The sequence below is a fragment of the Schinkia azotoformans genome (genome assembly GCF_035811335.1).
Taxonomy (GTDB): domain Bacteria; phylum Bacillota; class Bacilli; order Bacillales; family Bacillaceae_J; genus Schinkia; species Schinkia azotoformans.
In genome coordinates, this window is sequence record NZ_JARSMD010000027.1 from 150,049 (window position 1) to 176,662 (window position 26,614).

The window sequence follows — 26,614 nt, forward strand, 5'->3', positions numbered from 1 at the left end:
AACTTACAAATTGTAGCATTGACAATTTATCTTAATCACCAATCGTTTTGATTTGAGTGCTGAAGAAATTTCAGGGATGTATAAATCAAGGTGGGCAATTGAGTTGTTTTTTAAATGGATCAAACAGCATCAAAAAGTTCTACGGACAAAGCGAATGGGCAATTCAAATTTGGCTTCGAAAAATTGAAGAAAAAGCTATTCCTTGATAAGAAATTCGTCGTCGTCACACAGGTCTAATTATAAATAATTTTCCAAATGGATGGAGCCACCTTTGATTGGGTAGTTACTTTTTTGGCTCTAAATATAGAAGTAAACGACTTTTTTATTTGTCTTATTCAAACTATTGCGCTCTTGTTCCTTACTTACTCTAAATTCAGTGGTAAGTCCGAGATAAGTACAAAAACGGCATTTGCAAATAGCTAAATACGAAAACACTGATAACGAACGTATTTTCGCATTTTTATTGCTGATTAAAGGATAATACTGTAAAATTTAATCGGAAGGTTGTATTTTAAAAAAGGAATTTTACTTTATATAGTAATTAATTGTTTTACATTTTGGTTATAAAAAAGCAAAATATTTTTTTGAACAAAAAAGAACATATATTCTTATGGAGTGATTTTATTTTATGCTAACTCAATTGATAATGAGGAAAATATAACTTTAATAGACAACATTGCGGTATTAGAGGCCTATGATTATCTGATAAATTCTAAACACATTGAGGATTATATTGAAAATGTTGAGCTAATAAAGAAATTACGCAGCTTATCCCAACATCAAAAAAATATACTGTCAATGTCCTATATTGATGATTTAAAAGATAAAGAGATTGCTAAAATACTTTGTATTTCCCAACAGGCTGTTTCTAAAACCCGTAATAAAGCCCTAAAAAAACTAAGAAGGAGTTGTTAGGTATTGGATTATGACATCATTACATTAATAGGTAATATGGGTTTCCCAATCGCTATTAGTATTTATTTACTTCATAGGTTTGAAAACAAGATAGAGTCATTAGAAAACGCTATTGTACAACTTGCAGAAGTTGTTAAACAAAAGAAGGAGTGAGAAGGTATTGCACGAATCACAGAATGTCGAAAAGATTATTAAATTATTAGAACCCATTATAAATAAGCGATTACTTCAAACTCACCCAAAAAATAGAGAAGATCTTAAGCAAGAGATTATTTTAAGTATTATTACTAGATTAAATAAAGTAGATTTAAATGTTCCTGGTTTTTTTGAGACTATAGAACAAATAAAATCTACCAGTAACAAATAGAACAATTAGCAAGCCAATTTCCAATATGAGATTGGCTGCTTTTCAGTGCCTGCAAGCTGTTTCCTCACAGCGGCCTTCATGTTGTTATAAACAATTATTTTTGATAATCCAATAACCAATCTTTTTATTTATTTTGAAGTTTATCTGGGTACTCTATGACAACCCGAAGTATATTGAGCCAGGTATTAAACGGTTTAGACATCATTTGCAGGATATTTGCCGACAAAGTTTTGAAGTAATTTACTTTTTTCCAAATTTAGGAATATTATAGTAGTAATACATAGAAAGGTTGGGTATGATGAAAAATATAATACTAGTAACAATTCTATTGGGGTTTCTACCTACTGGTTGCCAGCCTAATGAGGAATTTAAGGCTTCTACTCCTCGATCAATTGTAACCGAAGCAGCAGAAACTAATGTTGGAAATAGTTCAAATAGCAATAAAAGTTTAAAATCCAATTCAAATGATGATTCGCCGATTAGTTTTCCAGAAAGTCAATTAGATAAAATTTCAGAACAATTTCTCTTTGGTACATGGAAAATTGATAAATTACTTGGATTTAATTATATATATAATGATGCGTCGGAATACCCAAAAGGTCAGAAAGTAATTGGTGACAACATTATTATAACTAAAGACTTGTTCTCATCGGAAGGTATTGTTAACTATAAGTGGTATCAGTATACCATAAAAAACCCGAAAATTTACATTGATACGGTCTACTCCAATGCTGAATCATTTCTGGTTTATAGTAAGGTCAATCGAGCAGAAGGTAACCTAGGGCTTAATCCCAGCGATATAATAAGATCTATAACAATTACAAATGACAAAAATGATTTATATCCTTTTAGTCTTTTTATCGTGAACAATGAAAGACTTATTTTGCAGCTTGAGGCAACATATTTTGAGTTGAAAAAGATTAATGATAAATAAAAAGGAATTATTCTTTCTTTAAGTATGTGATGTGCATTATGACTCAAGAAAGCCACAATATATATGTATAAATATATTGTGGTTTTAAATAATTAAAGGCGAAGCTACGTGTCTGATAGAAAGTTATTTTTGATAAACTTTCATAGATCTCCTATTCTATTGTATTGTGTGTATACTTTTGACCTTTACAAAACAGATCAGCTTCCCTGTTTCTTCTGGGTGCTAAACCTTGCGCTAATCCATAGGTAAATGCCTTTTTTACTTCTTCGGCCAGAGTATTGAGATCTGAACGGGAAAGTGGTCCAATAAAATCGGGAAAAACTTTAGGATCATTTAACATAGTCACCATATCATTTGTTTTTAAAACGCGAGGTCCTCCGTTAAATGTAATAGAAGCAAGAGCATCGAATTGATTTTGAGATAATTTCGATGCACATGACAATGCATTAATTGGATTTTCGGAATTAATAGCAAGATCATCTAAAAGTTTATCATGGATTCTCGCTACAAATTCACTAGTGCTCTCCATTTCGTCTCCACCTTTGTCAATATTATGGTTCAGTGTTTTAGCAAGCCGGCACTTATGTAAGTTGCAACGCTTTTCTTTTTGATTTTCGGAAAAAACATGTATTGGGACGCAGTGTAGGGTTCTCTGGTTCATTTTGGTGTGTGGGTCACAGGGTCGGGTCCTCTGGCTCTTTTTGACGATGCGGGACACAGTGCCAGACCCTTTGGCTTAAAAAAGTTAATACTAAAAACGTGTTGTTAAAGGTGCAATCTGGGAATAATATATGTTAAAGTGGACTTACATAAGCAATGTTTCCAATAGAAAACGTTGCCAATAAATTACATAGGAAGGTGGCTTTTCATTAATATGAATCATCAACAAAATGATACAAATGCTTTACCACCAAAAACATGTACAATCGAAAGACTGGTAACAGTCCCAGAGGATGTTGAAAAAGTATTAAACGGACAAAAAACAGCTACACGTCGAAATGGCAGATATGCTGATATTGGCGAAGTGATGACTCTAGAAGGGCAAGATTTCGTTGTTGAAAAAGTTTATTCACAGTCACTTGGGGAACTGGCTGATGAGCATGCCCGCCAAGAAGGATACGCTAATTTAGAGGAATACAAACAATCAATTTTATCAATGCATCCTGGGATGCCTTGGCTACCGCAAATGCGTGTATGGGTTCACGAGTTCCGGCGAGCATAAAGCCTTGCCGGGCTTAGGAACCCCATTCTGGTTAACCAATCGGTAAACTAGATTAGGACCGAATATAAAATGAACTATCACATATATACGACGATTCTTTATATTCATGTTTTTAGTGTAATCCTTTCCATCGGTCCCTTTTTTATATTGCTTCCGTTCATTAAAAAGCTTCGTGGTGCAAACGAAGATGTTGAACAATCATATTTAAGTTTATTTAGGTTTACGGTTCAATTATCAAAACATGCCGGGCATGTGCTCGTTGTTACAGGTATATTGCTCGTGTGGCTCACCTCATGGACATGGAAAACGTCATGGATTGTCATGACGGTTTTGGTCATGCTTAGCTCTGGGTTTTTCTTGGCACGCGCCTTTTCGCCAACTGTCCGCAAGTTTAATGACCCAACAAAGGATAAAGAAAAATCAATTCAAACACTGTACCGCTCAACCTGGGGCTACGTGATCCTGCTAATGATCATGCTGTATTTTATGGTGGCCAAGCCGGTTTTGTGGTAGATAAAAAGGGGCTGTTCAACATCACAACAGCCCCTTTTTCTTATTGAGTCTGGGCGTACGACGGATCGGACAGTATTTCGAAAGTTCAGCGTACAAGAGTCCGAACCTAGGCCTTAGGCAAAACTCAAATACAGTTCTATTCATCTCCCGTCTCCGGCACCATCCCCAAAATCACAATCCCAATATATTATAAAACCCGAAACTTAATAAGTGGAATTCTCACTAAATTGGAGTATATTTTAGTTGAGAATGTTGAAAATCATCCAATTATTTAAGGTGGGTCTCCTTTTATGAGTTTTTTGAAAAAATATGCAAAAAAATATTGGTTACCGTTTTCGGTTGCTGTTATTTTTTTAACAATAGAGGCGACAGCAGATTTGCTTTTGCCAACGATTATGGCACAGATTATCGATGTTGGCGTTGCTAACAGGGATATGGATTATGTACTTAAAATGGGCGGAATCATGCTGTTGATTACTGGTTTTGGAGCTATAATGGCGACCAGTAGAAATTTTATCTCTAGCTATGTATCACAAAACTTTGGGGCGGATTTAAGGGCTGATCTTTTTCGTAAGATCCAGTCGCTTTCCTTCCAAAATATTGACAAATTTGACCGGGCTTCCTTGATCACCAGGTTAACGAATGATGTTACACAAATTCAGAATTTTACGAATGGACTTATGCGGATTTTCGTAAGAGCCCCGTTGCTTTGTATCGGTTCGCTCATTATGGCCGTGCGCTTGAATCTGGATTTATCAATCGTGCTCGCGATAGTCGTACCGATCATTGCGATTTTAATTATATTAAATATGCGTCTTGGCTTTCCGCGGTTTATTAAGGTTCAACAAGCGATGGATTGGGTCAACCGTGTCATGCGCGAATATTTGTCAGGGGTCAGGGTTGTTAAAGCGTTTAATCAATTTGATTTTGAGATTAATAAATTCTGGCGGGCAAATTCAGAGTTGCAGTCGGCCGCGACATCGGTTTCAAGATTGATGTCTATTTTTGGCCCGATGATGTTGACTGTTATGAATATTGGGATCGTAGCTGTACTTTGGTTTGGTGGCTATGGTGTTCAAAACGGCAACATTCAAGTTGGGGAAATCATTGCTTTTACTAACTATATGATTCAAATTCTTTTTTCACTCAGAATGATTTCAATGGTTTTTATCATGTTCGTGCGTGCCAAAGCTTCGGCAGGTCGTATTAGTGAAGTGTTCTCAGAAGAAAATCGAATGGTAGACACAGGGGACTTTTTGGATAAAAAAGGAGAAAACCAGCAGTCTCCAAATACAAAAGGGCAGATTGACTTTCACAATGTTTCTTTTACCTATGAAGGGGCTTCGGGAGAACCTGTTTTAAAAAATATCACATTCACATGCCTACCAGGTGAGACTGTTGGGGTTATTGGTTCCACAGGATCCGGAAAAAGCAGTTTAATTAATTTAATTCCCCGTTTTTACGATGTAAGTGAAGGCTCTGTTGAAGTTGATGGTATGGATGTTCGTGAATACAATCTAAAAGAATTACGAGGAAAAATTGCTGTTGTGCCGCAGCAGACGATGCTGTTTACGGGAACCATCGCAGAAAACATTCGATGGGGTAAGGAGAATGCAACTGAAGATGAAATAAAGCGAGCAGCCGCAATAGCCGAAGCAGAATCGTTTATTAAAGCTGCGCCTGAAGGCTATGATACATTGCTTGGTCAAGGTGGCATTAATTTATCCGGGGGCCAGAAGCAGAGGCTGTCAATTGCTCGGGCTTTGGTGAAACAGCCGGAAGTTCTTATTTTGGATGATAGCACAAGTGCTGTGGACTTAACAACAGAGGCCAAAATCAAGAAAAGTCTAAAAGAGTATGCGGTGGAGTTAACATGTATCATTATTACCCAACGAATTTCGTCAATAAAGGATGCCGATAAGATTCTTGTTTTAGATGACGGAAAGCTGGTTGGCTCTGGAACCCATGAACAATTAATGGCTGACTGCCAAGTTTATCAGGAAATTCATTACTCTCAGATGGGCAAGGAGGTGCTGTAGCGTGTCTTCAGAGGCAAAAAATCAATCACAAAAGGAAGGCACCCAGTCACAAGGTCCTAATCTACGCCCAGGTGGAGGGGGCTTTGGAAAGCATCATCAAAAACCGATAGAAAAGCCAAAAAACGTAAGTGCCACATTGAAACGACTTTGGTCCTTTGTTAGGCAAGAAAAAAGGCTACTGACGACCGTGTTTTTATTTATTTTAATAGATGCGGCTCTTTCACTTGTTTCACCATATTTAATTGGCCAATCGATAGATGCAATGGCAACGGAAAACGGTGTCGTTAACTTTGGATTTTTAAAAATTATGGTGGTCGTATTGCTCGTAGCTTATATAGTGAGTGGGGCTCTAACGTTTCTAGAAGGCTGGGTTATGGCTGGGGTTTCCCAACGAATCGTCGGGAGCCTAAGAGAAGCATTGTTTGCGAAGCTGCAAAAGCTACCGGTTGCCTTTTTTGATAGTCATACACACGGGGAATTAATGAGCCGATTAGTCAATGATATTGATAATGTCTCGAATAGTATTTCCCAGTCAATAACACAGCTGATGAGCGGGATTATTATTCTGATTGGGACTTTTATTATGATGCTATATTTAAGCCCAATTCTAACGTTGGCAAGCTTAATCACAATTCCACTCATCTTTTTACTGACACGGACAATTACGAAAAGGACAAAAGTTTTGTTCAAGGATCAGCAAAAACAGTTGGGGATGCTGAACGGACAAATTGAAGAAACGATTTCAGGTCTTTATGTCATTAAAGCTTTTAATCATGAGGAAAAGGTAATTGAGCAATTTGATGAGGTGAATGCTGAGTTAAGAAAGATGGGCATTAAAGCGCAAATTTGGTCCGGCTTCCTAATGCCAATTATGAATGTCATCGGCAATATTGGATTTGTCGTTGTTGCGATTGTCGGCAGTATCCTTGCTGTAAAAAGCATGATTACGGTTGGAGTGATCGCAAGCTTTATTACTTATTCACGCCAATTTGTAAGACCATTGAATGAACTTGCTAATATTTATAATGTTATATTATCTGGAGTTGCCGGGGCAGAGCGTGTGTTTGAAATCTTGGATGAACATGATGAGCCAGAGGATTCAGCTAGTGCGTTCCCTTTGAAAAATCCAAACGGACAGGTTACCTTTGAAAATGTCAGCTTTGGCTATCGGTCGGATGTATCGATTATTAAAAATATAAGTTTTGAAGCTGCAGCCGGAAGCCGAACAGCATTAATCGGTCCAACAGGGGCAGGAAAAACAACGATTGTAAACTTATTGACTCGTTTTTATGATGTAACAAGCGGCAGAATTTTAATTGATGGAAGAGATATTAGGACATATACAAGGGATAGTTTACGCAGCAGCTTCGGGATTGTGTTGCAGGATACGTATTTATTTTCCGGAACGATTAAAGAAAATATTAAATATGGAAAACCGGATGCAAGTGATGAGGAAGTTGTGAATGCAGCCAAAATGGCCAATGCTGATGTGTTCATCAACCGCCTTCCAAATAAGTATGACACAGTTTTAGCAGAAAATGGCGGTAACTTAAGTCAGGGCCAAAAACAACTGCTTGCAATTGCAAGGGTTATTCTAGCTAAACCGACCTTTCTAATTTTAGATGAGGCAACAAGCAGCATTGATACGCGCACGGAACATCAGATTCAGGCGGCACTAGCCAATGTCATGGTAGGCCGCACGAGCTTTATCATTGCTCATAGACTGAACACGATTCAAAGTGCTGATACGATTATGGTTATTGATGCGGGCGAAATTATCGAAAGTGGCAGCCATGATGAGCTACTTGCGAAAAAAGGGGCTTACTATGAATTGTATAAGAGTGGTGCGGTGCAGGATGTTGGTTCGTGAATCGATTTTGGAGAGAAGTACTGTAAATAGTATGATATTAGCATACCAATAGACTAAGAGTTGGAATGCTATTTTGTTGGAAATTGAAACTTTTGGATAATATAAAAAAAGATTGCGAAGGAGTGTTCTTTAACTAGCGGGTACCCTTTGGTTGAATGAGAAAGATGCCTATATGCTTCGCAATAGAGCCCTATTGTGCAGTAGGCATAGCAGGAGGATCGAAACTGGCTTTCCAACATTGCGGTGCGGACAGGGAGTGCGAGGTCTGCCCTTGGCGTGGCCGCATTTTTCGTTTTTGCGGACAAAGAATGTGGGCTCTGCCCTTAACATGGCCGCATTTTTCATTTTTGCGGACAGGGAGGGTGGGTTCTGCCCTTGACATGACCGCATTTTTCATTTTTGCGGACAGGATAGGTGAGCACCGCCCTTAACATGACCGCATTTTTTAAAGAGAGTAGAATAATTGCTCCCCATTTGCGTTCTGTGATTCCCGTTTTCTCTATTCTACCAAGACTCTAGGAATCATACTCTCGCTTTGATTCCTGTTTTCCCGATCTTCCTTAGATTCTGGGAATCATACGCCCTCTTTGATTCCCATTTTCCCAATCATAAACATTCCAATTGAAATCTAATGCACATTAGCCTCCTATTGTTCTATAATCTTAAAAGGAACCTTCACAATTTTTATGTGATGAATTTCAGGAATTTAGTATTCTCTTATCGTCATTGGGGTTTGGAGCGAATTTCGCATAATTGAAAGGCGGAGCTTTCAGAAATGTGGGTTATGGCCATAATTTTAGGTGGATTAATGATTTTCTTTTTAACCCCTTCACCAAAGGAAGCGGAAAAAGACTTTCAGCAAAATTCAAATATGGGCTTATCTGTTGCCATAAAGGCTAGTTTTATCAGCACCACGGTACATAGAAAGGCGATCTTTGCTTTGTTACTGTTTACGGTATCTTTGATAGTAATCTGGTGGTCCCATTTACAAATTGAATTATATAATGTCGCGCATGGTGTAAGGCCGCTAATTGATCCAACTGTACAAGCAACTTCTTACATGGTAGGTACAACAATATATGCATTAGTAATTTATCTATTTTTAATTTTTAAAAGGGCTATAAAAATTTTAAAGATGAGGTAAATTTTTGATAAGTGACAAGTGCCTGGCACTTCGACATTATGATTTGTAATAGAAGCGATGCGGTACAACAGGATGTCAATTCGTGAAGAAATGTTCTAAAAGGGTGCGTTCTAGTGATTGTAATTATAAATCTGTTTATATAGTTTCATAAAATTTTAGATGGTATGATAAAATAAATTATTCATGGAAGAGGTGAATTTCAACATGAATACAGCTAAAGAACGATTGCTTAAAACAACGGGATCATTACAAAAATGGTCTATCTATGGATTTTTAATATCCTTGGCATTATCAGTCTTATTTGTAGATAACAAAGTAATAACTCATTTTGACAGTGGATATACAACGGAGTATGTACCCGTTTATGATTACTTCGTTTCTATAATTCGTTACAGCGTAATCGGCGCTTTTATAGGGTTATTTGTGGGTTGGAGATTGGGTAAAAAAAATTAACAGAGCAAACTAAAAAAGGAGAGGCATTAGTGAAGAAATCAATAAAATGGCTCATTTTGGGTACTTTGGGGATACTTTTAATCTTCATGATTATAGGAATAGTATCATTTTATTCTGCATCATTGAACCATCGCCAATTGCCAATTGAGATGGTTGCCTACAATAGTTTAACAGATGAAGAAAGGACTTTAATTCCAGTAAGCCCTAAGGATTCAATTGTAAAAAAAGTACATGTTAATGATGATATAAAAAAATCGATCGATAAAGGTTTTGGCAGGGACGAAGTTTATTCTGTTACATTTAATAACACTGAGACGGATTCATCTGGAAACCTTGTAGTTTTTATTGATTTGGATAGACAAACAGTTCTTGGGAAAGGGGTTGCCAATTGAAATGGAGATAAGCGACGAGTACCTGGCCTAGCGCTTCGATATTCCTGCCTCCGTTTAGTGAAAATCCTGTTTATAGCATACCCATAAATGATAGTACATGTTCTTTCACTTTTTCTTTATCTTCCTCTGAAATATTATCTAATTTAAACTGTTCAATATTTTCATCGGGAATTAGGACCGTTGATGGTTCCTGAAGTTCCACCTTACGATTTTCACCATCTTCTGCTTGAGTAACATTGGATTTATTAAAGCTTGAATGTATTATTTCTGTTCTTAGATAATTTCCTTCTGTATCATAAAAGTCCTCAATGGCTTTAATATCAGTTTTTATATGATTTTTACCTTCTTCAATACTCGTTATTGAATTTACCTTTTTGTAACCCGTTGTTTCAAAAAAACCTTCATCGTTTTGTTCTGATGTTTCTGTAACAAATACTTCAATATGTTGAACTTTTTTCACATTACTACATGCACTTAAAAGAAAAATGCTTACCATCAATAAACTCATTATTAAAAAGTTACCCTTCAAATCTACTCCCCCCAATTATTTTTACATTTTTATCAATTTCAGCAGCTTTTTTCTCTAATTTACTAATGTACTTACTTACTAACACTAAACTAGTCATAGGGATAATTCCTAAAAGGGGATTATCCATCACAAATAAAGCTACAACTAGTACAAACACCGCAAGTGCTATTTTATTTATTATCGTTTAAATAAAAATCCCTCCTAATCTTTTAACCCAATATAAGAATACGGAAAGAAACAAGAGAGAAAATACAAATACATCTATATCCGAAGCAATTTTTAACACTTTTGTATTCCCCTCCCAAAAAGGTATTTATTCTATCTATATTTTTCTTCAAAGAAAATTACCCCAACTATTCGTACCCGTTAGTTTGGTACATTCTTTCACATTCTGCTTCATACATTGGAACTAAAATGGCGATTCCTCGTTCAAAGAATCGCAACCGAAAATCAAATCCTAAATAAAATGTTTTTCAATAATTATCTTTGCACTTTCATCAAGTTTGGAAAGTAATTCATTGATGGAGAATATTTTAAATCCAAACTTTCATCGTCATTCATAGCTAACTCACTACTTGTTTCTTCTGCTCAAATATTGAAATATGTTTGCTTTTTCTATGGATATCATAACTGAATAGGCAAATACTAATACTAATATTAAGACTTCGCAGTCTTGCAAAAAAAGGCGGTGATTTCATGAAGAAATTTATTGTACTAATGCATTTAATTTCAGGTACTTTTGCAGCTTCCTTCGTTTTATACTTTGTTAGGAAAAACTCATCCGAACATAGAAGAATTATGACAACTATTATAGGAACTCAACTTCTATCGTGGGTAATTCGTTTTATTACCTCTATGATAGAAAAAGCGAAATCTTAAAGATTTCGCTTTTTTACGCCATTTAAGCACCTTTTTTATATTCAAAATCATAACATCCTCCGCCGGTTAAAGAATGCATTTGATCTATATTTCGTCTTTACTCTATTATTCCCAACATTCAAATATCTTAAAAAATCTTTTTCTTTTTTTCGAGCTAAATCCCTAAGATCTAATCGTTCAGGAATACCCCGACTATTTTATCGAATTCCACTCAAATTCACTTTGACTTCGGCGAGAATTGTTATTAGATTTACATCCAGTTATAATCACTAAATATAATAATAGGAGAATAAAAAATGGTGTAATTTTCTTCATCTTCACCTCCTTTAGTTTTTCTATCAATTAAAATTTTACCATAAGTATCAATATTTATTAAACTAAACTGCGGCGCGGTTAATAAAAAAGAGTATCTCCCCTGTTACGATAGAGCACTTTTCGTTGGATATGCTTTACGCAATAAATACGCTGTAAACCAATAAGAGGACTGTACTAATAATTAGAATAACTTCCTTAATTTTAATTCCTGCCCTAATGCCCTGTTTGTTTAATTAGATTTTGCTGTATTTTGTATCCATTTATGGTCATTCTACACCATAATATTTTTTCAGAACTATCCCAAGTACAACCTCTAAGTCCTCTTGATTTACTGAGGTAGAAACGTATCAGTTAACTTAATACTTATTTCCTTATATCTGGACCAATCATTTCTTTGCTTGAACGATCAATATATAATCCAATTGGCCCCAATAGGCTATCTTGTTCTGTAGTGAATACAACTTTTACAACCTTTTGATTTTTTTCTAGTTTAATATGTTGCGGTACATCAGCGGGAGTTACCTCAATGACATGTGCTTTTTGCCAATCACCAATCACAGTGTCCTTTTCATTTTTAGATAAACTTTCCCAAGCCACTTGCCGAAATTCCGTGTACTCTTTTTCATTGTTTTGATCCTTATTGTTAATTCCATTGCTTTCAATCAATTTATCCTCAAAAATATATTGATAATTATCCACTAACAACTTCCCATCTTCCTTAACAAATGTAAGTTGTTCCTCCGTACTGTAATAGGCGGGTTCGCTTGTTTGTGTAAAGTAAGTTATCGTTGCGGTCATACCGTCAATTTCAATCTCAAAGTCGACAACCCATGGACTGGAATAACCAATATTATAATTCCAGTCTTCCCCACCCCTAATAATTTGTTCGTGTTTGAACTTTTCTTTCGCTTTTTCAGACATCATTGCATAGCGTGGTTTTCCATCTCTTGTTTTAAGTGCATACGCCCAAATTGTAGTAAGTTCAGTCATTTTTTTATAATCCTTATCCGAATTTATTACTGTCCCAGAATTACCTGTAATCTCATTCACTCCGGTTTGGAATAACTGAAAATTTTCTGAAGTTAATAATAATAGAGAAATGATTGCAATAACCGCTATTCCAGAAACAGGAATTGTTAGTTTTTTTATAAAGCCTTTAAAACCTTTCCATTTAGCTTGTTTCTCCATTTTCTCTATTTCTTCTTGTAAAACGGATTCAATTTTTAATTGTGTTTCTTGACTTAGCTGATAATCTTTGGGAAAGGAATTTAATCTTTCCGATAGTTTATTATTCATCGACTAATCCCCCAATCTTTTTCGCAAGAGCTTTTAAAGCACGGTTGTATGTGACCTTAACTTTATTTTCGCTCCAATCTAGTATTTCCGCCGTTTCCTTAACACTAAGTTCTTTTATTCCCTTTAAAATTAGAACGTCACGATAATTTTGCTTTAACGTTTGGATTGTTTGATAGATTTCCTTATTGGTTTCATTTAATCGATAGATGTCTTCTGGTGAATTGCTATAGGATTGACCTTGAAAATGTAAGAGCTGTTGTTGCTTATCTTTTTCCTTTTTTTGTTTTCTCATTTCATCAATCGCGATATTTCTTGCGATACTAAAGAGCCAAGTCTTCGGATTCGATAATTCATGAAACGTGTTAATTCGCCTTAAAGCCCTAATAAATACCTCTTGAACCATGTCTTCCACGTCAATTCTTCCTGTATAATATATAAGAAAATTTAGTATATCGTTGCTGTACTGACGGAACCATTCGGCTATTATTTTGTTATCTGCCAAAGTCCTTTCCTCCTGATTTATATATCTGTTAATAAGACGAAAGTTTTTCGCTAAAATTTCAGTTTTAGATAAACAATGTTGTGAATAAAATTTTCCAAGGAAAACGCAAACTGGAAACCCCGTGTTTACACTATGCTGAACAATATAAAATGAACCCTCACTTTTTAATTCTTTAAATATGGTAAAATAATGGTAGTATTGATCATAACCACTCATTTTTACCAAAGGAAGGTTGTACCAAATGATATATTTAAAAAGCTTCAAGCTTTCCCCACATACAGTCAAAAATCCAAATGCATATCCATACAATGTATTCAAAAGTATAGCTGGAGAAGTATTTGTTTTTACTAACATCACGGTTTTGTATGGTAACAACGGTTCTGGGAAGTCAACGCTGCTTAACTTAATTGCAAAGAAGTTGAATATTACGGGGGCTGAGGAATTTACAAATATTCGAGAAAACAACTACCCGCTAGATTACATATTAGCTTGTTCCTTTAGTTTAGAGGAAGATGAGAGTGATGGCGAGTCAGACCAAATACCAGATCATAGTTTATACATCAAAAGCGAAGATATCTTATATGAGATCAAGAAGATTCAGCAAGAGGAAGTTTTAAAGGAAGGGTATCTGTACCAACAATCTAAATTGGGGTATACCAAGGAGCAGATAGAAAAGTTGAAACACTCTTCACAGATGTACAAACAAATCGAAGCTATGAAGTTTGCTAATGAGAAGTATTCAAACGGAGAGACATCCATCCAGATATTTGATGAATATCTCGTCCCAAATGGATTATACCTGCTTGATGAACCGGAAACATCCCTTTCACCTACAAACCAAGTTCAGTTGGCGGAAGAAATCAACAAACTGGCAAGGTTTTTTAACTGTCAGTTTATTATAGCGACTCATTCGCCATTTATGTTAGGAACACTAGATGCAAAGATTTATAATCTTGACGCGCCCCTTCTAAGAACCTATAGATGGACAGAACTTGAAAATGTAAGATTCTTCTACAACTTTTTCAAAGAGCGTAGGAATGAATTTGAATAATCGGAGGAATTTTTATGAAAACTATAGGGCTAATTGGTGGAATGAGTTGGGAATCGTCGGTTGAATATTATCGAATTATTAATGAAGAGATAAAAAACAGATTAGGTGGTTTACATTCTGCAAAATGCCTTTTATATAGCGTTGATTTTGAAGAGATTGAGCGGTTTCAGGCAGGTGGTGAGTGGGAAAAGGCAGGAAAACTATTAGGTGATGTTGCTCACTCTTTAGAAAAAGGTGGGGCGGATTTTATTATTATTTGTACAAATACAATGCATAGAGTAATAGATTTTGTTGAAGAAAAAATAAGAATTCCAATTTTACATATTGCTGATACGACCGCAAAGCAAATAAAAAAATCAAATCTTAATATAGTAGGACTTTTAGGCACTAAATACACAATGGAGCAAGACTTTTACAAATCGCGAATAGAGTCAAAGGGCATAAAGGTTTTAGTACCAAATGGTGCTGAAGGAATAATATTAGGATGTACGGAAATTGGATTGTTAGTCAAACAAGAGGATTCAGAAGTTCCTTTATGAAATAGCTGAGAACACTTGTGACTTCATGAGATGAATCGGCTTCGGACAAGGCGTGTCTTATGACACGTCAATTGTCCGACATATTTAGCTTGCATTTAGGGAAAATAGTCTATTTTTAAAATAATGATCTCGAACAAATCCGTGATATATGTTATACTACATCCAAAGGTCAGGAACATACATTCGTAAGGGAATGCAGTAATAAAAGCAGGTGTGGTAAGTAGGTTATCGTCATAAATGACTCAAGACCAGAAAGTGAGGTGAGTAGAGAATGATGGTGAAAAAAGCATACAAATTTAGGATCTATCCTACCAAAGAACAAGAAATCTTAATTGCTAAAACCATCGGTTGCAGTCGGTTCATCTATAATTACTTTGTCGGAAGACAAAAACAGAAAGATGCGTACTGGTATATCGTGAATGAAATGGTTCAGAATGGTCAACTTCCCCAAAATAATTGGAAGGGTGACTGTTTCAATAAATACAAATCTATAAAAGCCCTCCCCGAATTAAAAGTACATTATCCCTTTTTAAAAGAAGTAGATAGTGTTGCTCTTCAAAAGTCCGTTGAAATTGTTCACGATGCCTATACAAGATACTATAAAAAACAAAATAATGAACCACGTTTTAAATCTAAAAAAAATCCTGTTCAATCGTATACAACAAAATATGTGAATGGTAATATTTCTGTTTTCGACCAGCATCTTAAACTTACCAAACCCGGGCTTGTGCGTTTTGCTAAAAGTAAAGAAGTCGATGGCAATATTATGAATGTCACCATTAAGCGAAATGCGACTGGTAAATACTTTGTATCCATTCTTGTTGAAACGGAGGTACAATCATTAGATAAGACAGGCTCAGCAGTTGGGATTGATGTAGGACTTAAAGATTTTGCAACCCTTTCTGATGGAACAATATACAAAAATCCAAAGTTTTTCCGTACATTAGAAGAAAAATTAGCTAGCGCCCAGCGTATTCTTTCTAGACGAAAAATTGGTTCGTCAAATTGGCAAAAACAACGTGTAAAGGTTGCGAAAATCCATGAAAAAATCACGAATGCAAGAAAAGATATGCTAGATAAAATCTCAACTCATATTGTCAAAAGCCACGACATAATAGGGATTGAGGATTTGTCTGTAAGCAATATGCTCAAAAATGGCAATCTTGCCAAAGCAATTAGTAAGGTATCATGGTCACAATTTAGAACAATGTTGGAGTACAAAGCAAAATGGTATGGAAAGCAAGTGATAACAGTCGCGAAAACCTTTGCTTCGAGTCAACTATGTTCGAATTGTGGTCATCAACATAAAGCTGTAAAGAATCTTGCATTACGTGAATGGATCTGCCCTTGTTGTGGGACACATCACCAAAATCGTGATTTGAACGCTTCTATCAATCTGCGAAACGAAGCGTTGCGACTCATTGGTGTCTAGGAGAATTAATTCCAAGTTAAAGCTTGTCGGAGGTGTCAAACACCGTTTGTACGACCAACCGTCGGGACGATGGAGGTAGCCTAATCAATTAGAAACCGATAGGTTTCCTTACTTAGGAATCTCGTGGCTTTAGCCATGAGAGGGTTCAATCGATACAACAGTGATACATGCGATTGAAGCAGTTAATGCAGCGCTAGAATTAATTTGAGAAAGAAAAAGGAAGTTCTATAGAAAAGGTATTTAAAAGAGGAGAGAATATGGAAAAAAGTATTCAAAAATGGTCTGTTTATGGATTTTTAATATCCTTTGCTTTATCAGTCTTATTCGTTGATTACAAAGTAGTTATTCATTTTGACGGTGGTTATACAACAGAGTATGTGCCCGTTTATGATTACATTATTTCTATCATTCGGTACAGTGTGATGGGTGCTTTCGTAGGAATATTTGTAGGTTGGAGATTGGGCAAAGGGAAAAATTATGTAGAAAAATAAAATATGAATTTGAAGGGGGATTTTGATGTCAGATCAAGCTACTAAAAGAATAATGGTTGGTATTTTGATTTGCTTGATTATTATAGCGTTAAAACCGGTTCCATCATTTCAATCTAACTATCCTGACTTTCCATCATCGTTAGATGTTAATAATGGGGAAGCAGTTGTGCAGCTTAGTGAAAATAGGATCGCCATAGTTAAGTCGGATATAAACTCTGGTATGCATGGAGAAATATTTGTGCTTGAATTTAATGAAGCTAAGAAATCCTTTGACCTAATCGGAAGATATAATTACGCGGATTTCTTCAGCAATCCACAAAAGTATAATCCATAATTATAATTTTGTTATGTTCATTAATGACATCATCCCTTGTGCTAGGACAACTTGCTTGAGTAATTCAATCGGAAGAGTTATTCCAAAAGATCGTATCCTTGTTATTATCGTTATAACAAGGATAACGAAAGTGATACGGTGTGTGCAGTGTTACACTTTAAACTACGCGGTGCATTCCTTAATTAAGGGATGCTTTTCTTTAACCAAGAAAGGGGAAAATTACGTCAAAGACCAAGTGTATACTGTTACTTTTAATAACATATAGCAAAAACCAAGGCTATAGTATGATTTTTCTTCCCACGCAACAATTCCGTACAATTGCTGAATACCAGCCTTCTTTTTTCGGAACAAATCAGCTTCGAAAACCAGTATCCATTATTTGTTAATAAAGCGAACCTTTTTGGATAATAGTTCGACTAATATATGTAATAACCCTCATAATCAAAGGTGGTTTCTATGGAACTTGAGCGTGAACTGATCATTCAATGCCAAAAGGGGCAAAAGAGTAGTTTTGGTAAATTAGTATCTCCATACATACAAGATGCATACTCCATTTCTTTTACTATATTAAAATCAAAAGAATATGCAGAAGATGCTGTGCAAAATGCATTAATTGAGGTTTATAAAAACATTATGGCAAATAAAGAAATTCGTAAATTTAGAAGTTGGTTCTTAACTATCGTCGCTTCACGATCTATTGATTTAGCTAGAAAGAACATAAAAGAATGGAACCGAACGATAGAGGCTAGTGTTATCCAAATCGGCAGCAACGAAACCCCGCTAACCAATTTGCTAGATAAAGAGAGGAACGCCTTCGTAACAGAGGCAGTTTTGGCTCTTCCTTTGAAATATAGAACGGTCATTTCCCTTTTTTACTTTCAAGAATTAACAATCAAAGAGATAGCTAAATTGTTAGAAACAAAAGAGGGTACAATCAAATCGAGATTATATAAAGCTAGAGAATGTCTCAACCATACGCTAACAAGACGAGATAATATCCCGAAGGCTGGTGAATGATGATGGAATCTAAGTTAAGCGAAAATATTAAAGAGGGATTTAAAGAAATTAAAGCACCTGAATCGTTATACGACTTTGCAAATCAGGTGCCAGATCTTGTTGAATCAATGAATTTAGAGTCTCCTTCAAATGTTCATTCTTATAGCTGGGTTAAAAAAACCATTTTTACAACATTAACAGCATTAGCTTGCAGTGCTTTATTTATGTTCGGCGTTAATCAATCTACTTCATTTGCCAATTATGTAGGTAAAATTCCTGTTCTCTCACAATTATCGGAATTCTTGAAAGTCGATATGGACAATGGGGTTGAAAAAGCTATTGATAATGGTTTTCTTCAAGATGTATCAAAATCTGCTGAGGACCAAGGAATTACTTTTACAATTGATCATGTAATTGCAGATTCAAAAAGAGCCTATGTGTTCTTCCATATAAAATTTGATCAAAGCAAAGCAACTATTGATGAAGTGAATCTAATTAATTTTAAGATCACTGATGGCGGGAGCCAGACTTTCTTTGGAATGAATGATAGGAAGGATGTGAAATTGCGACAACGTCAAATCTCTTTAAGAAGTGTTGATGATAATAGATTAACTGGTTGGCTTGAAATAGTTGGTTCAGACCCAGCAACATCCATTCCAAGTAAAATTAATCTTTCCATCCACAGTCTAGTCGTAACTAAACCTGATAAAATTGAAACCATTTTAGGCGAATGGGATGTTAGTTTTCAAAGGGATGCTAACAATATAAATTCAAAACCAATTGAGTATAAAGGAGACAAATTTTCAGTAAAAGCTGGTTCCCAAAGCTTGGATTTAAAGATAGATTATGCAAAAGTGTATCCGATGATGACCGAAATGAGTATAAACCTTGAAACAAAGATAAATGAAGGTATTCATTATGCATATCATTTAGAAAATGAAAACGGAAAGGTTTATAAGCAAATCGGGGATGGAACCTTAACAGACTCAGGGGACGTTCTTCCTCAATTTGAGTCCAGCTATTTTGAACAGCCCCAAAAACTGTTTTTAGTAATCGATAAGGTAGTACTCAGTGGATCACTAGAAAGAACAGAAGAAACTTATGAGGTAAATAAAAAGATTGAATTGGTTAAAAGCAAATGAAAAAAAGCGAAAGGTGTGCTTACTGGTGTAATTACAGATGATAATATAGAAGTCGTCTTTACTTCCTATATTTCGAAAATTACTCTATAACTTTTTTCTAACTTCCGAAATCATCTTTGCCGTAATTGATTATGTTGTGCAAGCCTATTTTGAATGGAGATATTCCGATAATCCCAAACAATCTATACTTACTATAGCTGAAATGCTTCTATGGCTCATTGCCCTCATCGTAATCATTCAATTGGACTTATTTAGTAAGTAATTGAATGAAATTTTTGTTGTTTTTTCTAGGGGGCCCACCAACAAACCGGAAAACATACGCTAAGCAAATTTCGACATGAAAAAAGCCGATTTTCCCTGCTAAGGAAGTATCGGCTTTTTTAAAGCCTTTCGCAAAGTTATAAGCATCCTAATTTATTATTTTTTTTGTCTTTTCCTCTAATGATAATTTCATATGGATATTCACCAATTTTACTTTGAATTTCTTCAGAATTTAAGAATTCATTAATTGTCTCTTCTATAATTTGAAGAAGTGCTGGATGGAAGGAGTATGAAAATCTAGTTACTTTATATTCTTTTTGATTGCGTCCCATAAATGAGCGTTCATTAAAACAACTTTCCCTATATTTCCGTTTGAGGATTCTACAATATCTCATTAATAATATATAGTTTTAGAAAATGTGTACAAAATTTCCATTGTATTGTTATTGCTTTTCCTGGGTCTGGCTAAGACAAGATTCTATAGAGTTTTTCATATGATTAACGAGTGCTGTCAACTCGGAATCCAGTCCTTCCCACTTATCAAAATGCTCTCCTCGATAGGCTTTTCTAGCTAAGTCGAGTAAAGTCGAATATTCTTTGGGCAACCGAGGTAATGCCCATTTTGCAGCCACATCTTTTGGAGAAATTTCACCGATAGACACTGTCTGCCACATTCGAGCCAGGGTTAAAATTACATTACGCTCATCACCTTTGATACCCTCAATCAGCCCTGGCAAAGAGTCCTTAATCGCTCTTCGAATATCTGTCATCGGAACGGGGTCCAATATATATGAAGCATCAGGACCAAATAGAGAAATGCTATTCTTTCTCGCTTGTGCTAAAACAATAGCCAAATCAGGGTCATAGGTTGGTTCCTGGATTTGTCCTTTCTCAAACTCACTCCTGAGCCACTCACCATAGGTAAATTCATTTCTTGGTGGATATAGCCAAGGTACAACATCGTTATGGTTTATAACCGTGACTTCAAGTGGTCTCACAAAATCTGTATTTCCTATCTTTCCAGATATAAGCATTAGTCTGTCTGTTAGTTTTTTTCGAGTTACTTCAGGTAAACTATGATTCACGACCACTAAGACATCTACATCACTGTTAATGCGTAAGCCACCATTTACTGCAGAACCAAATAGATATACCCCGACTATCGAACTTCCAAGCAACTCCTCCACGATTTTTAATGCTTGCATCGCTTGCTTTGGTATTTTTTCGTTACTCAAATCTCTCATCATCTACAAACTCCTCTCCTCTGATTATGTTCGCATAATGTACGTTTATATTGGTTTCATTGGTATTCCATTAAATGGCCTATTCTGAACAAAAAAATATTTTTTACAGAACAATTTACCAAACTTTAATATAAATGATCAATCTTTATTCCAAAACCACATGAGCATTTTTATAATTCGGGTCAAAAGATTGATAAAAAAATATTGAAAAGATGGTATGATAAAATATGCGATGCAAAAAATGTCGTATGATAGCGAAGTTTTAATGAATATATGATACTATAATATACTGTATGAAAAATAAAGGAGGGGGGGACCCCATATGACGCTTTTGATTACACTATTATTACTGGCAAGTGTTAGTTTGTTTATTTATTCTTTTTTTGCAAAAGACTATCAATCTGAGATTACGAAACAGGTTTCTAATGTGAATATTAACCTTATGCGCGAAATTATAGAATTAAAAGATAAAATCAAGGCCTTGGAGAAAGGAAGTAATATCCGTGGATAAACATACTGCACGTGGACTAGCAATCGGTTTCTTTTTTACAGCCGTTATTTTAATAGTTTTTAAGCCAATTTTTGTCCTTGACCAAGAAACTGTGACTTCATACCTAGAAGATAATAATTTAGTCGTCATTTCTAAAGAAGAACTAGTAAAAATGGAACAAAGTGATCATAGCACATTAGAGGAAAACGATGGGTCTGAGCATGAACCTACTCGAATGGTAACGGACAATGGCAAAGAGTTGGAGAAACAAGTTTCTAAGGATAATCAAGAAAAAAAAGAAAGTAAGCCCGAAGATAAACTATTTACTATTACTGAAGGTATGGTAAGTAGTGATGTAGCCTTTCAATTGAAGAAAAATGGCCTTATTAAAAACCAAGGAGAGTTCATTAAAACGCTCGAATCAAAGAATGGTGCTAAATATATACAAATTGGCGAATATAAATTAAACCCATCCATGAGCAATGATGAGATAATAAGCGTTATAACGAGAAATCGAGTTGCATAATAATTTGATCTACCAGCGATTGTTCAACAAGAACAGTCGCTTCTTCAAAAGAACTGTAGCATTTATTACTATATAAGAGCGACAAGTGCATGGCACTTTGATATTAAAGAAAGAGCACAATTCCTGCTACAGAATTGCACCCCATTACGGAATATGGTTGCTTAAAGTAGGGACCATTACCTCACTTGAATTTGAACCAGAATATTACACCATCTTCACTATTTTTAGCACCATAAGGGAATTTATGTAACTCTAGAATTGAACGTGAAATGGCTAATCCTAGACCTGTCCCTTTTGTATTACTACGTGAAATGTCACCTTTTTTGAAAGGAAGCCATATTTCTTTAATTTTCTCCTCAGGTATGTGGCTGCCACTATTATACACTTCAAGTGTATTGTCAGAGATCCCAATACAAATTTTGCCACCTTCAGGCATATGATCAATAGCATTGATGAAAAAGTTATCTATCACTCTTCCAATTAAAGAGCGATCAGCCATTACAACCGCATCTCCCTCCAGACAAGTTGTTATCGATTTTTCATCACAAACCGGTTTGTAACGAAGAATAACCTCATTGCACATCTCTTTGAGCGACACTTTATCAAATTTCACTTCAAGAGAATCCGATTCTAATCTTGATAACCCTAGCATCTGCCTAATAATTTTGTCCATGCGGTCTATATTTGACTGGATATGGGCAACGTAATGCTCCCTTTTTTCTGTATGAATATTTTCATGTAGGTTTTGGGCATACCCGGAGATAATACTCAACGGAGTTTTTAAGTCATGGGCCAGAGCATTGGTTACTTCCTTATGTTGCCTTTCAAGTTCCTCCCGCTTCTTATAAGTTTTATAAGTTTGTCTCGAAAGGATGAGTGCTGCGATAATAAATGTGAGTAAGCTTGAAATCCAGACAAAGGCTAGCGTAGGAAAACTTTGTTCCCACAGATTAACGTCACGACCAACCACCATCCAGAAATGACTATATGAACCCTGATTATCCTTCGCATAAATTGTTGACTGATAAGGCTGTGGCCAGTAATAACGATAGTTTAATAGATTTATTCTTTGTGAAAGAATCTGTGATCCCATTGTTTGTTGCAAAGCATCTTCTAATTTTTCTTGATTAGTCACCATTTGTCGTAGTTCATTTTGTTTTTCAGGTTGGGCGTTGCTATTATTATTCTCTGGAAGAACGGTACCATATTCAAAGTGCGGTAAACCCGCCGGATTTTTATAATTGGATAGGTAGACAATATCATCAGTATGTGTGCCGCTACTTGAAATTACATTTCCTTTTTCATCTAATGTTTGAGCATATAATGCATTAACCGTTACTTTATCTGGAATAATCATTTCATTATCGACCCAAAAGCCTTTTATATCAACTGAATATCCCGATAAATCCCCTGCCTTTTCGACCTTTGGAGCAGCAAATAAATAACCTTGGAGTTCTTTTATTTCTTTATCACTAAACCAATCTTTAGGATTTAAAAGTCCATATCCTGTATAATATTTGTTACCATCTTTGTATTCTGTATAGCTGATTCTCCAGTAGTCATTCGTATTAAAAAGCAGTTGGTAATCTCCTGTGAATACGGCCATTTCAGTCCCTTCAAGGGTGTACAAAGGCAAGTTAGCTGCAAATTCCCTTTTTACTTTGGAAATGTCCGTAATCTGATTATTATTGTCCATATAATCTTTTAGGATATTTTCAACATTATTATTTATTTGTAATGCGTATGTGTTTAGTTCCATTTCTTCAACTTTCTTTTGCTGAGATATAAGAAATACACTGAATCCTATCATTAGTACTAGATAGGTAGCCAAAAATGAACTAAAGATACGCAAATAGAGCACGCGCTTTGTTTTGGTCTTTTTCATTCTTCCACCTCCAGTTTGTAGCCTTTTTTAAACACAGTTTTTATTTGGGTAGAGGCGTTGCCTAAGGATTTGCGCAGTTTTTTAACGTGATTATCAATCACTCTGTCATTACCATCAAAGTCATATCCCCAAACCCTTAATAGTAGACTGTCCCGTGTCACCACTTTCCCGCAGTTTTCCATCAGTATTCTTAAAATAGCAAATTCTATCGGTGCCAGTATGACTTCCTCATCATTTACAAATACTGTACAGCGATAGGGGTCTAACTTTATGGTGCCAGCCGTCATGATTTCATTTCTTACCATACCTTTTGAACGCCTCAATAAAGCCTTTACTTTTGCAAAAAGCTCAGCCAGCGAAAAAGGTTTAGTTACATAGTCATCGCATCCAAGCTGATATCCGTGTAATCGATCACTCTCTGTGTCTCTTGCGGTAATAAATATAATGGGTACATCGCTCGTTTTTCTTAGCTCCCTACAAATTGTAAATCCGTCAACCTCGGGTAGCATGACATCTAGAAGTACCAAGTCATATTCGTTGTCCATGCATTTTTGTTGGCCTTCATCCCCTGTCTCGGCAAAATCGATAGCCAAAGTCCCACTACTTTTCCCGATAAAATAATCAGAAATGATTTCTCTTATCTCGGCATCATCTTCAACTAAAAGAAGCTTGAAAACCATCTTTTCACCCCCAAGTACAGGTTAGCATACAAATCTATCCTTTTTGTATCCAATTGTGGGACACAGTTCCCGGCCCTGTGTCCCATTTTGTTGTACACTTTTTTAAGGGAGAAGACTCTTTATTAATGAAGGGCATTAGAAAGGGGGAGCTATGAATTCGCGGCTTTTGTTGGAATTATACAAAAAACAAGCAAGAATGATTTATTTTTATTTAAAAAAGAACGGATGTAGCCATGAAGACGCAGAAGATATTGTTCAAGAAAGTTATGCGAAATATATCGCTTATAGTAGTGGTGTTCCTTCGGATAAAGTCCTTTCCTATATTTTCACCATTTCTATGAATGAATTTAGAAAAATGTTAAAGAAAAAAGGAAAAGAACAAGTGATTTCGGTTGATGACCATCGCTTCTGGAATAATTTTGCGAATGATCAAGATCCTGAAACCAGTGTATTAAATATCGAAATGAATCATGAAATCGCCATTACTTTGGAACGTATTCAAGAAGTCTATAAACAGCTTCTCATATTAAAATATGAATTTGAACTTAGTTATAAAGAGATCTCATTATTAGTAGGAATGAAGGAAGAAACCGTTAGGACCTATTTATATCGGGCAAGAAAAGAATTTCAAAAGAAGTGGAGGTATCTTCATGAATGAACACACAGAAGATATTTTTGATGAGAAGAAGATAAAAAGGGCGATAAAAAAAGGAAAAATAAAGTCAATAATAACGATTGTTTTCGTTTCTTTACTCGTTTTTGTTGTTTTAAACATAGCCAATTTCGCTATTTCTGTATACTTTAGCCAAAAGGCGTTTAAGCAATGGGATGCCTATGTCCGACTAACCACTCCGAATGGCTATATCAGTGAAACCGTGGATTCACGGGGGTTTTTAGGAGGTATGAGTAATTATAAAATATCAAAAGACATGAAAATTAAATCCCTTGTCGTCGAACAAAAGCAAAATCAATACGGTCTTATTCCGTCTATTTTGGTTTCAAGAGGCTCAGGTGGTAGTATCGGAGTCACAGGAGAGGATTGGCAATTCTCCTATAAAGAAAATGGCTGGAGAGAAATGATGTTTTTTCACCCTAGTGTTGCTTATAAAAAATATAAAAATGATGAAGAACTGATTCAAAGTATGGAAGGGGAAAAAATATATGAAGTAGCTCTCTCTTTTGATAAGCCCTACAAACAAAGTGAACTGCCCATTATGCAGCTACCTCAAATGACTTGGTTTTGGGTAAATACCTATAGCAATAGTCAATTAGACACACTTCAACAAGAGGCGCAGGAACACGATTGGTCTGTAACATTTATTAGGGAGAATGAAGCTTTAGGTTTTTCTGTAAGAGACACTTATACTCCAACGACAGATCTGGCACACGAATATGATAAGTTCCTAAAGTTACTGAAAACAAGTATCTCCAGTGAACACAAGCAAGCCTACAACACTATGAAAAACATTAATATAGACGATGTAGAAATATTAGGGGTAGTCGTATATGGGACGAAGGATGAGATTGTGGAAATCATGAAAGATCCTATTATCAAAGCTTCCTCACTAGGAGGGGTTATTGATAATTATTAATACAAATTAAATACAGAAAAGCTTGGCTTGGCGACTTGCCAAGCTTTTTAATCTTTTTTAATCTAAGGAAAGATTTGCTTTTACTTTTTAGTTTTATAAAAAAGACTCTTGCATAGTTGTCTTATTTTTGGTACGATAAATTTCCTGCGTTAAAAACGCTGAAAGATAGTAAGGCATTAAAAATTATTTTTAAAAAAGATGTTGACTTCTGCGAATTAAGATGGTAAGATAAATCTTGTCGCTGAAATACGACGAACGAAATGGTCTTTGAAAACTAAACAAAATGTCAAGCGTGCAAATAAAGTTGAACTTAGAGTTCAACATCAAGTCAGTATTAATTTTGAGCAATCAAACACTTTTCGGAGAGTTTGATCCTGGCTCAGGACGAACGCTGGCGGCGTGCCTAATACATGCAAGTCGAGCGGATGATAAAGGAGCTTACTCCTTTAGATTCAGCGGCGGACGGGTGAGTAACACGTGGGCAACCTGCCTGTAAGACTGGGATAACTTCGGGAAACCGGAGCTAATACCGGATAACTCTTCGAACCTCATGGTTCGAAGATAAAAGATGGTTTAGTCTA

31 protein-coding genes, 1 rRNA gene and 1 pseudogene are annotated in these 26,614 nt (G+C 35.6%); 25 read left to right on the plus strand and 8 right to left on the minus strand.

Annotated elements, in window-relative coordinates:
- Positions 1-28 precede the first annotated feature (28 nt).
- From P9E47_RS17455 to P9E47_RS17470, 5 genes and pseudogenes are all read left to right on the plus strand, one after another.
- A pseudogene (locus P9E47_RS17455) lies at positions 29-206 on the plus strand (transposase); the annotation flags it as partial.
- Between the two features lie 409 nt (positions 207-615).
- Positions 616-915: a sigma-70 family RNA polymerase sigma factor gene (locus tag P9E47_RS22990; protein WP_407697193.1), complete on the plus strand. Its 300-nt coding sequence runs from the start codon at positions 616-618 to the stop codon at positions 913-915.
- 36 nt (positions 916-951) lie between these two features.
- A complete protein-coding gene (locus P9E47_RS17460) occupies positions 952-1,068 on the plus strand; it encodes a YvrJ family protein (protein WP_081585806.1) in 117 nt (38 codons plus the stop codon).
- A 7-nt stretch (positions 1,069-1,075) separates the two neighbouring features.
- Positions 1,076-1,282 carry a hypothetical protein gene (locus tag P9E47_RS17465; protein WP_003333431.1) on the plus strand — a complete coding sequence of 69 codons (207 nt, stop codon included), beginning with the start codon at positions 1,076-1,078 and terminating at the stop codon, positions 1,280-1,282.
- A 298-nt stretch (positions 1,283-1,580) separates the two neighbouring features.
- Positions 1,581-2,216, plus strand: coding sequence for a hypothetical protein (locus P9E47_RS17470; protein ID WP_326164147.1), 636 nt, complete (start codon positions 1,581-1,583; stop codon positions 2,214-2,216).
- A gap of 151 nt (positions 2,217-2,367) precedes the next feature.
- On the opposite strand, the gene P9E47_RS17475 is transcribed toward P9E47_RS17470, so the two are convergent.
- On the minus strand, positions 2,368-2,745 hold the full coding sequence (locus P9E47_RS17475; RefSeq protein WP_003333435.1) for a glycoside hydrolase family protein: 378 nt from the start codon (positions 2,743-2,745) through the stop codon (positions 2,368-2,370).
- Between the two features lie 345 nt (positions 2,746-3,090).
- Here P9E47_RS17475 and P9E47_RS17480 point away from each other — a divergent pair, with 345 nt between their 5' ends.
- The 7 genes from P9E47_RS17480 (at position 3,091) to P9E47_RS17510 (ending at position 9,849) form a co-directional block, all read left to right on the plus strand.
- A complete protein-coding gene (locus P9E47_RS17480) occupies positions 3,091-3,438 on the plus strand; it encodes an ASCH domain-containing protein (RefSeq protein WP_003333436.1) in 348 nt (115 codons plus the stop codon).
- 69 nt (positions 3,439-3,507) lie between these two features.
- Positions 3,508-3,951 (plus strand): hypothetical protein, encoded by a 444-nt coding sequence (locus P9E47_RS17485; RefSeq protein ID WP_326164148.1) that lies wholly within the window; start codon positions 3,508-3,510, stop codon positions 3,949-3,951.
- 290 nt (positions 3,952-4,241) lie between these two features.
- Positions 4,242-5,990 (plus strand): ABC transporter ATP-binding protein, encoded by a 1,749-nt coding sequence (locus P9E47_RS17490; RefSeq protein ID WP_326164150.1) that lies wholly within the window; start codon positions 4,242-4,244, stop codon positions 5,988-5,990.
- Position 5,991: 1 nt separating this feature from the next.
- Positions 5,992-7,860 (plus strand): ABC transporter ATP-binding protein, encoded by a 1,869-nt coding sequence (locus P9E47_RS17495; protein ID WP_326164151.1) that lies wholly within the window; start codon positions 5,992-5,994, stop codon positions 7,858-7,860.
- 775 nt (positions 7,861-8,635) lie between these two features.
- Positions 8,636-9,004 carry a hypothetical protein gene (locus P9E47_RS17500; protein ID WP_326164153.1) on the plus strand — a complete coding sequence of 123 codons (369 nt, stop codon included), beginning with the start codon at positions 8,636-8,638 and terminating at the stop codon, positions 9,002-9,004.
- 204 nt (positions 9,005-9,208) lie between these two features.
- A complete protein-coding gene (locus P9E47_RS17505; protein WP_326164154.1) occupies positions 9,209-9,457 on the plus strand; it encodes a hypothetical protein in 249 nt (82 codons plus the stop codon).
- Positions 9,458-9,486: 29 nt separating this feature from the next.
- The gene (locus P9E47_RS17510) at positions 9,487-9,849 is read left to right on the plus strand and encodes a hypothetical protein (protein ID WP_326164156.1); all 363 of its coding nucleotides are present in this window, start codon (positions 9,487-9,489) and stop codon (positions 9,847-9,849) included.
- A 70-nt stretch (positions 9,850-9,919) separates the two neighbouring features.
- Here the strand turns inward: P9E47_RS17510 and P9E47_RS17515 are convergent, their stop codons facing one another.
- The 3 genes from P9E47_RS17515 to P9E47_RS17525 all read right to left on the minus strand — a co-directional run bounded on the left by P9E47_RS17515 (position 9,920) and on the right by P9E47_RS17525 (position 13,370).
- Positions 9,920-10,378, minus strand: a complete 459-nt coding sequence (locus tag P9E47_RS17515) for a hypothetical protein (RefSeq protein WP_003332725.1) — start codon at positions 10,376-10,378, stop codon at positions 9,920-9,922.
- Positions 10,379-11,935: 1,557 nt separating this feature from the next.
- The gene (locus P9E47_RS17520) at positions 11,936-12,868 is read right to left on the minus strand and encodes a hypothetical protein (RefSeq protein WP_003332722.1); all 933 of its coding nucleotides are present in this window, start codon (positions 12,866-12,868) and stop codon (positions 11,936-11,938) included.
- Positions 12,861-13,370 (minus strand): RNA polymerase sigma factor, encoded by a 510-nt coding sequence (locus tag P9E47_RS17525; RefSeq protein ID WP_039957650.1) that lies wholly within the window; start codon positions 13,368-13,370, stop codon positions 12,861-12,863. The genes P9E47_RS17520 and P9E47_RS17525 overlap by 8 nt, the downstream gene beginning before the upstream one ends.
- A gap of 241 nt (positions 13,371-13,611) precedes the next feature.
- Here P9E47_RS17525 and P9E47_RS17530 point away from each other — a divergent pair, with 241 nt between their 5' ends.
- From P9E47_RS17530 to P9E47_RS22995, 8 genes are all read left to right on the plus strand, one after another.
- A complete protein-coding gene (locus P9E47_RS17530; protein WP_003332720.1) occupies positions 13,612-14,421 on the plus strand; it encodes an AAA family ATPase in 810 nt (269 codons plus the stop codon).
- Between the two features lie 14 nt (positions 14,422-14,435).
- Positions 14,436-14,960, plus strand: coding sequence for an aspartate/glutamate racemase family protein (locus P9E47_RS17535; RefSeq protein ID WP_326164158.1), 525 nt, complete (start codon positions 14,436-14,438; stop codon positions 14,958-14,960).
- A 271-nt stretch (positions 14,961-15,231) separates the two neighbouring features.
- Positions 15,232-16,392, plus strand: coding sequence for an IS200/IS605 family element RNA-guided endonuclease TnpB (tnpB, locus tag P9E47_RS17540; protein WP_326164159.1), 1,161 nt, complete (start codon positions 15,232-15,234; stop codon positions 16,390-16,392).
- A 257-nt stretch (positions 16,393-16,649) separates the two neighbouring features.
- Complete coding sequence (locus P9E47_RS17545) at positions 16,650-16,883, plus strand: hypothetical protein (RefSeq protein WP_003332718.1); 234 nt, start codon at positions 16,650-16,652, stop codon at positions 16,881-16,883.
- Between the two features lie 25 nt (positions 16,884-16,908).
- Positions 16,909-17,217 carry a hypothetical protein gene (locus P9E47_RS17550; RefSeq protein ID WP_003332717.1) on the plus strand — a complete coding sequence of 103 codons (309 nt, stop codon included), beginning with the start codon at positions 16,909-16,911 and terminating at the stop codon, positions 17,215-17,217.
- A gap of 456 nt (positions 17,218-17,673) precedes the next feature.
- A complete protein-coding gene (locus P9E47_RS17555; RefSeq protein WP_003332716.1) occupies positions 17,674-18,234 on the plus strand; it encodes an RNA polymerase sigma factor in 561 nt (186 codons plus the stop codon).
- Positions 18,231-19,355 carry a DUF4179 domain-containing protein gene (locus P9E47_RS17560; RefSeq protein WP_326164160.1) on the plus strand — a complete coding sequence of 375 codons (1,125 nt, stop codon included), beginning with the start codon at positions 18,231-18,233 and terminating at the stop codon, positions 19,353-19,355. Before P9E47_RS17555 ends, P9E47_RS17560 begins: the two co-directional genes overlap by 4 nt.
- Before the next feature lie 136 nt (positions 19,356-19,491).
- Complete coding sequence (locus P9E47_RS22995) at positions 19,492-19,617, plus strand: DUF4181 domain-containing protein (protein ID WP_407697194.1); 126 nt, start codon at positions 19,492-19,494, stop codon at positions 19,615-19,617.
- A gap of 136 nt (positions 19,618-19,753) precedes the next feature.
- Here P9E47_RS22995 and P9E47_RS17565 read toward each other — a convergent pair whose 3' ends face one another.
- Positions 19,754-19,948, minus strand: coding sequence for a hypothetical protein (locus tag P9E47_RS17565; protein ID WP_326164162.1), 195 nt, complete (start codon positions 19,946-19,948; stop codon positions 19,754-19,756).
- Between the two features lie 111 nt (positions 19,949-20,059).
- Positions 20,060-20,860, minus strand: coding sequence for an aminoglycoside nucleotidyltransferase ANT(9) (ant(9), locus tag P9E47_RS17570; protein ID WP_081585739.1), 801 nt, complete (start codon positions 20,858-20,860; stop codon positions 20,060-20,062).
- A gap of 322 nt (positions 20,861-21,182) precedes the next feature.
- Between ant(9) and P9E47_RS17575 the strand changes: the two genes are divergently transcribed.
- Positions 21,183-21,371: a hypothetical protein gene (locus tag P9E47_RS17575; protein WP_003332710.1), complete on the plus strand. Its 189-nt coding sequence runs from the start codon at positions 21,183-21,185 to the stop codon at positions 21,369-21,371.
- Complete coding sequence (locus P9E47_RS17580; RefSeq protein WP_003332709.1) at positions 21,364-21,876, plus strand: endolytic transglycosylase MltG; 513 nt, start codon at positions 21,364-21,366, stop codon at positions 21,874-21,876. The genes P9E47_RS17575 and P9E47_RS17580 overlap by 8 nt, the downstream gene beginning before the upstream one ends.
- Positions 21,877-22,057: 181 nt before the next feature.
- Here the strand turns inward: P9E47_RS17580 and P9E47_RS17585 are convergent, their stop codons facing one another.
- On the minus strand, positions 22,058-23,761 hold the full coding sequence (locus P9E47_RS17585) for a sensor histidine kinase (protein WP_326164163.1): 1,704 nt from the start codon (positions 23,759-23,761) through the stop codon (positions 22,058-22,060).
- Positions 23,758-24,441 carry a response regulator transcription factor gene (locus P9E47_RS17590; protein ID WP_326164165.1) on the minus strand — a complete coding sequence of 228 codons (684 nt, stop codon included), beginning with the start codon at positions 24,439-24,441 and terminating at the stop codon, positions 23,758-23,760. The genes P9E47_RS17585 and P9E47_RS17590 overlap by 4 nt, the downstream gene beginning before the upstream one ends.
- Positions 24,442-24,592: 151 nt before the next feature.
- Between P9E47_RS17590 and P9E47_RS17595 the strand changes: the two genes are divergently transcribed.
- From P9E47_RS17595 to P9E47_RS17605, 3 genes are all read left to right on the plus strand, one after another.
- Entirely contained in the window at positions 24,593-25,099 is a 507-nt protein-coding gene (locus P9E47_RS17595) for an RNA polymerase sigma factor (RefSeq protein WP_003332706.1), read from the plus strand.
- Entirely contained in the window at positions 25,092-26,033 is a 942-nt protein-coding gene (locus tag P9E47_RS17600; protein WP_326164167.1) for an anti sigma factor C-terminal domain-containing protein, read from the plus strand. The genes P9E47_RS17595 and P9E47_RS17600 overlap by 8 nt, the downstream gene beginning before the upstream one ends.
- 356 nt (positions 26,034-26,389) lie before the next feature.
- Positions 26,390-26,614, plus strand: a 16S ribosomal RNA gene (locus P9E47_RS17605); the annotation flags it as partial.

Bases quoted from the DNA above. Each gene is read 5' to 3' on its own strand.
- tnpB (WP_326164159.1), top strand. From the start codon at position 15,232: ATGATGGTGAAAAAAGCATACAAATTTAGGATCTATCCTACCAAAGAA.
- P9E47_RS17565 (WP_326164162.1), bottom strand. From the start codon at position 19,948: ATGGGACGCAATCAAAAAGAATATAAAGTAACTAGATTTTCATACTCC.
- P9E47_RS17560 (WP_326164160.1), top strand. From the start codon at position 18,231: ATGATGATGGAATCTAAGTTAAGCGAAAATATTAAAGAGGGATTTAAA.
- P9E47_RS17555 (WP_003332716.1), top strand. From the start codon at position 17,674: ATGGAACTTGAGCGTGAACTGATCATTCAATGCCAAAAGGGGCAAAAG.
- P9E47_RS17530 (WP_003332720.1), top strand. From the start codon at position 13,612: ATGATATATTTAAAAAGCTTCAAGCTTTCCCCACATACAGTCAAAAAT.
- P9E47_RS17485 (WP_326164148.1), top strand. From the start codon at position 3,508: ATGAACTATCACATATATACGACGATTCTTTATATTCATGTTTTTAGT.
- P9E47_RS17575 (WP_003332710.1), top strand. From the start codon at position 21,183: ATGACGCTTTTGATTACACTATTATTACTGGCAAGTGTTAGTTTGTTT.
- P9E47_RS17545 (WP_003332718.1), top strand. From the start codon at position 16,650: ATGGAAAAAAGTATTCAAAAATGGTCTGTTTATGGATTTTTAATATCC.
- P9E47_RS17475 (WP_003333435.1), bottom strand. From the start codon at position 2,745: ATGGAGAGCACTAGTGAATTTGTAGCGAGAATCCATGATAAACTTTTA.
- P9E47_RS17470 (WP_326164147.1), top strand. From the start codon at position 1,581: ATGAAAAATATAATACTAGTAACAATTCTATTGGGGTTTCTACCTACT.
- P9E47_RS17490 (WP_326164150.1), top strand. From the start codon at position 4,242: ATGAGTTTTTTGAAAAAATATGCAAAAAAATATTGGTTACCGTTTTCG.
- P9E47_RS17585 (WP_326164163.1), bottom strand. From the start codon at position 23,761: ATGAAAAAGACCAAAACAAAGCGCGTGCTCTATTTGCGTATCTTTAGT.
- P9E47_RS17500 (WP_326164153.1), top strand. From the start codon at position 8,636: ATGTGGGTTATGGCCATAATTTTAGGTGGATTAATGATTTTCTTTTTA.
- P9E47_RS17460 (WP_081585806.1), top strand. From the start codon at position 952: ATGGGTTTCCCAATCGCTATTAGTATTTATTTACTTCATAGGTTTGAA.
- P9E47_RS17535 (WP_326164158.1), top strand. From the start codon at position 14,436: ATGAAAACTATAGGGCTAATTGGTGGAATGAGTTGGGAATCGTCGGTT.
- P9E47_RS17505 (WP_326164154.1), top strand. From the start codon at position 9,209: ATGAATACAGCTAAAGAACGATTGCTTAAAACAACGGGATCATTACAA.
- P9E47_RS17590 (WP_326164165.1), bottom strand. From the start codon at position 24,441: ATGGTTTTCAAGCTTCTTTTAGTTGAAGATGATGCCGAGATAAGAGAA.
- P9E47_RS17480 (WP_003333436.1), top strand. From the start codon at position 3,091: ATGAATCATCAACAAAATGATACAAATGCTTTACCACCAAAAACATGT.
- P9E47_RS17550 (WP_003332717.1), top strand. From the start codon at position 16,909: ATGTCAGATCAAGCTACTAAAAGAATAATGGTTGGTATTTTGATTTGC.
- P9E47_RS17595 (WP_003332706.1), top strand. From the start codon at position 24,593: ATGAATTCGCGGCTTTTGTTGGAATTATACAAAAAACAAGCAAGAATG.
- P9E47_RS17520 (WP_003332722.1), bottom strand. From the start codon at position 12,868: ATGAATAATAAACTATCGGAAAGATTAAATTCCTTTCCCAAAGATTAT.
- P9E47_RS17600 (WP_326164167.1), top strand. From the start codon at position 25,092: ATGAATGAACACACAGAAGATATTTTTGATGAGAAGAAGATAAAAAGG.